Origin of the sequence: Dietzia sp. DQ11-38-2 (assembly GCF_014145055.1) — a bacterium.
GTDB lineage: Bacteria > Actinomycetota > Actinomycetes > Mycobacteriales > Mycobacteriaceae > Dietzia.
Genome location: NZ_JAALDW010000206.1, coordinates 1 through 6,511, shown reverse-complemented (window position 1 = coordinate 6,511; position 6,511 = coordinate 1). Strand labels below are relative to the sequence as shown.

The 6,511-nt window shown below is 71.2% G+C and carries 5 protein-coding genes and 1 pseudogene; all 6 read left to right on the top strand.

What is annotated here, in order from left to right; genetic code table 11:
• Nucleotides 1–1,559, top strand: a 1,559-nt coding sequence (locus G6026_RS07620) for an AMP-binding protein (protein ID WP_182612820.1), incomplete at its 5' end; no start/stop codon positions are given.
• A 145-nt stretch (nt 1,560–1,704) separates the two neighbouring features.
• Nucleotides 1,705–2,490, top strand: coding sequence for an electron transfer flavoprotein subunit beta/FixA family protein (locus G6026_RS07615; RefSeq protein WP_156607192.1), 786 nt, complete (start codon nt 1,705–1,707; stop codon nt 2,488–2,490).
• Nucleotides 2,491–2,541: 51 nt separating this feature from the next.
• The gene (locus G6026_RS07610; protein WP_107756704.1) at nt 2,542–3,492 is read left to right on the top strand and encodes an electron transfer flavoprotein subunit alpha/FixB family protein; all 951 of its coding nucleotides are present in this window, start codon (nt 2,542–2,544) and stop codon (nt 3,490–3,492) included.
• Between the two features lie 93 nt (nt 3,493–3,585).
• A complete protein-coding gene (locus tag G6026_RS07605; protein WP_182612819.1) occupies nt 3,586–4,782 on the top strand; it encodes a cysteine desulfurase family protein in 1,197 nt (398 codons plus the stop codon).
• The gene (gene mnmA, locus G6026_RS07600) at nt 4,779–5,909 is read left to right on the top strand and encodes a tRNA 2-thiouridine(34) synthase MnmA (RefSeq protein ID WP_182612818.1); all 1,131 of its coding nucleotides are present in this window, start codon (nt 4,779–4,781) and stop codon (nt 5,907–5,909) included. Before G6026_RS07605 ends, mnmA begins: the two co-directional genes overlap by 4 nt.
• A pseudogene (locus G6026_RS07595) lies at nt 5,906–6,511 on the top strand (cobalamin-independent methionine synthase); the annotation flags it as partial. The gene mnmA and the pseudogene G6026_RS07595, both read left to right, overlap by 4 nt.

Genomic DNA, 6,511 nt, shown 5'->3' with positions numbered 1-6,511 from the left:
CTGACGCGGCCGCTGTGGTGGACGGGCCCCGCCGGCAGAGCTACGCCGAGTTCGCCGACCGGGCCACACGCCTGGCCTCCCTACTGCGGATGCGCGGGGTCGCCAGGGGAGAGCGCGTCGGGGTCCTCGCCCCCAACTCCGCCGAGGCGCTCCTGGCGCAGTTCGCGGTCCCGCTCGCCGGCGGAGCGGTCGTGGCGCTCAACACCCGTCTCGCGCCGCCGGAGGTCTCCTACATCGTCGAGCACGCGGGGATCTCGGTGCTCATCGCCGACGCCGGACTCCTGGACGGGCTGGGGAACGAGATACCGGAGTCGATCAGCCTGATCCTGGTGACCCCCGACGCCGACGGCACCCAACCGGACCCCGCCCGCTTCGGCCCCCGCGCCGAGGCACTGGAGGAGAGCCTCGCGCTGGCCTCCCCGCAGCCGGTGTCGTGGACGGTGGAGGACGAGGACTCCGTCATCGCCGTCAACTACACCTCGGGGACCACGGGACGCCCGAAGGGCGTGATGTACACCCACCGTGGCGCCTACCTCAACGCGCTCGGAGAGATCATCACCCAGGGGCTCGACGCGGACTCCCGCTATCTGTGGACGCTCCCGATGTTCCACTGCAACGGCTGGTGCACCACGTGGGCCCTGACCGGCGCGATGGGCACCCATGTGTGCCTGCGCGCCGTCCGGGGCGAGGAGATCTGGAGACTGTTCGACGAGGAGGGGATCAACCGCCTCGCCGGCGCCCCGGCGGTGTTGAGCACGATCGCCGACGATCCGGCGGCCCGGCCGGTGGAGGGGATCCGCATGGTCACGGCCGGTGCGCCGCCCTCGCCCACGATCCTGCGACGGTTCGAGGACCTGGGCATCGACGTGACGCAGGTCTACGGGCTGACGGAGACCTACGGGCCGTTCACGGTGTGCACGCCCCAGCCCGGGTGGACGGAGCTGGACCCGGACGAGCGGGCCAGCCTGAAGTCCAGGCAGGGCGTGGCGATGATCCACGCCGAGACTGTCCGGGTGGTCGAGCGGACCAGCCCCGGGGAGAAGCACCTCGTGGACGTCCCCGCGGACGGTGTGACGATGGGGGAGGTCGTCATGACCGGCAACGGGGTGATGAAGGGGTACTTCGCCGACCCCGAGGCCACCGCCGCCGCGTTCGCCGGCGGGTGGTTCCACTCGGGCGATCTCGGGGTGATGCACCCGGACGGGTACGTCCAGCTGCTCGACCGGGCCAAGGACGTGGTGGTCTCCGGAGGCGAGAACATCTCGACGATCGAGGTCGAGCAGGCGATCGTGGCGCACCCCGACGTGGTCGACTGCGCCGTCGTCTCGATGCCCGACGAGAAGTGGGGAGAGCGCCCCAAGGCCTACGTCGTGGTCAGGCCCGGGTCCGGACTCGACGAGGACGGTGTGATCGACCACTGCCGGACGAGGATCGCCCGGTACAAGGTGCCGGGGGCGGTGGAGATCACCGAGGCCCTGCCACGGACCTCCACCGGCAAGGTCCGCAAGAACGAACTGCGCGACGCGGCGTGGGCGGGGTGGGATACGCGCATCAACTGAGACGCCCGCCCCTGCGCTACTGACGGCCCCGCTCCTGCGGTGAGGGCCCGGGTGGCGTTATTGTTGTCCCCAGGACCACAATCCGGTGCGCCCGGTCAGTTCGGAACGCACCCAGCCCCGACTCGCAGGAGGTCGACGCAGGCCCATGACGAACATCGTCGTACTGATCAAGCAGGTTCCGGACACCTACTCGGAGCGCAAGCTCTCGGATGGGGACTTCACCCTGGACCGCGAGGCCGCGGACGCGGTCCTCGACGAGATCAACGAGAAGGCCGTTGAGCAGGCACTCCAGATCAAGGAGGCCGAGGGGGGCGAGGTGACCGTCCTGACCGCCGGTCCCGACCGCGCCACCGAGGCGATCCGCAAGGCCCTGTCGATGGGCGCGGACAAGGCCGTCCACCTCAACGACGAGGCGCTCCACGGCTCGGACGTGGTCCAGACCGCGTGGGCCATCGCCAACGTGCTGGGCACCATCGAGGGCACCGAACTGGTCATCTGTGGCAACGAGGCCACCGACGGCCGCATGGGCAGTGTCCCGGCCATCATCGCCGAGTACCTGGGCCTGCCGCAGGTCACGCACATGCGCACCCTCGAGGTCTCCGGCGGGACGATCAAGGGCGAGCGCGAGACCGACGAGGGCGTCTTCGAGATCGAGGCGTCGCTGCCGTGCGTCGTGTCGGTCGGCGAGAAGATCAACGAGCCGCGGTTCCCCTCCTTCAAGGGCATCATGGCCGCCAAGAAGAAGCCGGTCGAGGTCCTGACGCTCGCCGACACCAACGTCGAGCCCGGCCAGGTGGGCAAGGACAACGCCGCGTCCACCGTGATCTCCTCCGTCCCCAAGCCGCCGCGCAGCGCCGGTGAGAAGTTCAACGACGAGGGCGAGGGCGGCAACGAGGTCGCCAAGTACCTCGTGGCGCAGAAGCTCATCTGATCGCGCTCACCCCGAACGACTCCCACCACAGTTTTCCAAGGAGAATCCACCATGGCTGAAGTCCTCGTCGCGGTCGAGCACGTCGACGGCGAACTCAAGAAGGTCACCCTCGAGCTGCTCACCGCCGCACGTGCGCTCGGCGAGCCGTCCGCCGTCGTGTTCGGTGAGACCGGCACCGCCGCGGCGCTCACCGACGCCCTGAAGGAGGCCGGCGCGGAGAAGATCTACGTGGCCGAGGGCGACGCGGTGCAGAACTACCTCGTCACCCCGAAGGTCGACGTCCTCGCCGGGCTCGCGGAGCAGGGCGCGGCGGCGATCGTCCTGGCCGCCACGTTCGAGGGCAAGGAGGTGGCGGGTCGGCTCGCCGCCCGCACCGGCTCCGGCACCCTCTGCGACGTCGTCGAGATCAAGTCCGACGGCTCCGCCGTCCACTCGATCTTCGGCGGCGCGTTCACGGTCGAGGCGACCGTCGCCGGCGACACGCCCATCTACACCCTGCGTCCGGGTGCCGTCGAGGCCGTGCCCAGCGCCGGTGCGGGTGAGGTCGTCGAGATCGACGTCCCCGAGCCCGAGAACGCCGCCAGGGTGATCTCCCGCAACCCGATCGTCGGCGGCGACCGTCCGGAACTCACCGAGGCCACCGTCGTCGTCGCGGGTGGCCGTGGCGTGGGGTCGGCCGAGAAGTTCGAAGAGGTCGTGGAGCCGTTGGCGGACTCGCTCAAGGGCGCGGTCGGTGCGTCGCGTGCCGCCGTCGACTCGGGGTACTACCCGGGTCAGTTCCAGGTCGGTCAGACGGGTAAGACCGTCTCGCCGCAGCTGTACATCGCCCTCGGCATCTCGGGCGCCATCCAGCACCGTGCCGGAATGCAGACGTCCAAGACGATCGTCGCCGTCAACAAGGACGAGGAGGCCCCGATCTTCGAGATCGCGGACTACGGCATCGTCGGCGACCTGTTCGCTGTCGCCCCGCAGCTCACCGAGGCCATCAACGCCCGTAAGTGAGGGCGGCGTCACGGCGTCGAACGGCATCCACCGGACCCCGGCACCCCTGCGGTGCCGGGGTCCGGTGCGTTCGGGCGTATTCTTGCCGACGTCATGCTCACGATCCGCACAGCGCACTATCTCGACCACGCCGCGACCACCCCGATGCGTCAGTCGGCTCTGGCCGCCTATGTCGAGGCCGCCGCGAGCGTCGGTAACGCCTCCTCTCTGCACGGAGCCGGCCGACATGCGCGGCGTCGGCTCGAGGAGGCCCGCGAATCACTGGCCGCCCACCTCGGCTGCAGGCCCTCCGAGGTCGTGTTCACCTCCGGGGGGACCGAGTCCGACAACCTCGCGGTACTGGGTCAGGCTGCCGCCTCGAGCGGCGACGTCGTGGCCGTCGGGGCGACCGAACACCACTCGGTTCTCGACTCCGCCGCGCACCTGGCCACCTCACGCGGCGGGGGTATGGACGTCCGTGTGCTGCCGGTGGATCGGTGCGGGGCCGTCGCGCCCGACTCGGTCCGCGGTGTGCTGGACGAGGTGGGGGAGCGCCTGGCCCTCGTCGCCGTCATGCTCGGCAACAACGAGATCGGCACCCTCAGCGACGTCGCCGGGGTGGCGGCCGTCGCCACCGCCGCCGGCGCGGCGGTCCACACCGATGCGGTACAGGCCGTCGGACACATCCCGGTCGACTTCGGCTCCCTCGGTGTGACGTCTCTGAGTCTGTCCGCCCACAAGTTCGGTGGCCCCCTCGGGGTCGGAGCGCTCATCATCGACCGCGGCGCCGCGTGTCTCCCGGTGGGCTTCGGCGGAGGCCAGGAGCGGGATCTCAGGTCCGGGTCGGTGGACGTCCCGGGGGTCGTCGCGATGGCCGCTGCCCTCGACGAGGCCGTCCGGGACATGGAGGCCGAGGCGATCCGCCTGGAACGCCTGCGGGACCGGTTGGTCGCGGGCGTCCTCGCCACGGTCCCGGACGCCGTGGCCAACGGAGGTGGGCAGAGGCTGCCGGGGATCGCCAATCTCACCTTCCCGGGCTGCTCCGGGGAATCCCTGATCCTGCTGCTCGATGCCGCGGGGATCGAGTGCTCCACCGGCTCGGCGTGTACGGCGGGGGTGGCCGAGCCCAGCCACGTGTTGCTCGCCCTGGGCGCGGGGGACGCGGCCGCGAGGAGCAGTCTCCGACTGAGTCTCGGCCACACCACGACCGAGGAGGACGTGGACGCGGCGATCGCCGCCCTGGCCCCTGCGGCCGAGAGGGCCCGCGTCGCGGGCCTCGGGTTGATCGGCACCGGGGTGACGACGTCGTGAGGGTCCTCGCCGCCATGAGCGGGGGAGTCGATTCCGCCGTCGCCGCCGCACGAGCCGTGGCCGCCGGTCACGAGGTGGTGGGTGTGCACCTCGCCCTGAGTGCGGACCCGGCGACGCTGCGGACCGGTTCCCGCGGCTGCTGTTCGCGTGAGGACGCGGGTGACGCACGCCGGGTGGCCGATCTGCTGGGCATCCCGTTCTACGTGTGGGACTTCGCGGAGCGGTTCAGGGCGGACGTGATCGACGACTTCGTCGAGTCGTACTCCCGCGGCGAGACCCCCAATCCGTGCCTGCGGTGCAACGAGCGGATCAAATTCGAGGCGCTCCTCGACCGGGGGATGGCCCTCGGGTTCGACGCGGTGGCCACCGGACACTATGCCCGCCTGTCCGTCGAGGAGACGGACTCGGGCGAGTCGCGCCCGGTCCTGCGCCGCGCGGTCGATCCCGGCAAGGACCAGTCCTATGTCCTCGGTGTGCTGACCCCTCGACAACTCGCGCACTCGATGTTCCCGCTGGGGGACTCCTTCAAGTCCGAGGTCCGGGCCGAGGCCGAGTCGTCCGGCCTGCCCGTGGCGTCCAAGCCCGACAGTCACGACATCTGCTTCATCCCCTCCGGTGACACCCGTGCCTTCCTCGGCGCGAGGATCGGGCTGCGTCCCGGCGCGGTGGTCGACGCCGACAGTGGCGACGAACTGGGCAGGCACGACGGTGTGTACGGGTTCACGATCGGGCAGCGCAAGGGACTCGGGTTGCCGGGGCCGGCGCCCGACGGCCGACCCAGATACGTGACGTCCATCGACGCGGATTCCGGGACGGTGACCGTCGGGGGGTCGGAGCACCTGCTGTCCCGGGCGATGACCGCGTCCTCGCCGTACTGGTTGGTGGACGAGAGTATCCGGGAGACCGCGTGCCACGTGCAGATCCGTGCGCACGGAGAGGCTACTCCGGGATACGTCAGACGGGTGGGGGACGGTCCGGACGCCCGGTTGGAGATCTCGCTCGACGAGCCCGTGCGCGGGGTCGCCGCCGGCCAGGCCGCCGTGCTCTACCGACCCGAGCCGGACGGCGACCGCGTTCTGGGAAGCGGCACGATCACCGCCTCCGTCCCGGTCGCGACCACTCCGTGACCACCATCGTGCCGGGATTCACCGGCCCGGGCCCCATGCGGGGAACGGATCCCCGGGAGGCCGCGAGGGTGGTGCTCGGTGAATGCCACCGGATGCCGTTCCTCCCGGAACTCGCCGACCGGGGGCTCGGAGCCGATCAGGTGGGCAGGACCCTGGCCATGCTCGCCGATCTCCCGGTCGACATCTCCACCCGGGGCTGGCGCCTCGCGGGCTCACCGGGGCGACCCGCCCGGACGGCCTCCGACCTGCTCGACCGTGACGTCGACGCGCTGGAGGAGGCCGACGAATCGGTGAGGGATCCCGAGGTCGACCGCGCCTCGGAGGACCGTCGCCTCGTGGTGCGGGTGCTGGGCCCCTGGTCGCTCGCCGCGCGGGTGGAACTGCCCGCCGGGTCCCCGGTCCTCACCGATCGCGGGGCCCGGAGGGATCTCGCCGAGGCACTAGCCGAAGGGGTGGCGGCGCGCGTCACCCGGCTGGCTGCACGCCTGGGCGCCGGTGTGAGGATCGTGCTCGACGAGCCGATGCTCTGGCACGTCGCGGCCGGTTCCGTCGCGGGACCGAGCCGATTCGACCCGATCCCGGCGGTGGCCGAGGACCGGCTG

Bases quoted from the DNA above. Each gene is read 5' to 3' on its own strand.
- G6026_RS07615 (WP_156607192.1), top strand. From the start codon at position 1,705: ATGACGAACATCGTCGTACTGATCAAGCAGGTTCCGGACACCTACTCG.
- G6026_RS07610 (WP_107756704.1), top strand. From the start codon at position 2,542: ATGGCTGAAGTCCTCGTCGCGGTCGAGCACGTCGACGGCGAACTCAAG.
- G6026_RS07605 (WP_182612819.1), top strand. From the start codon at position 3,586: ATGCTCACGATCCGCACAGCGCACTATCTCGACCACGCCGCGACCACC.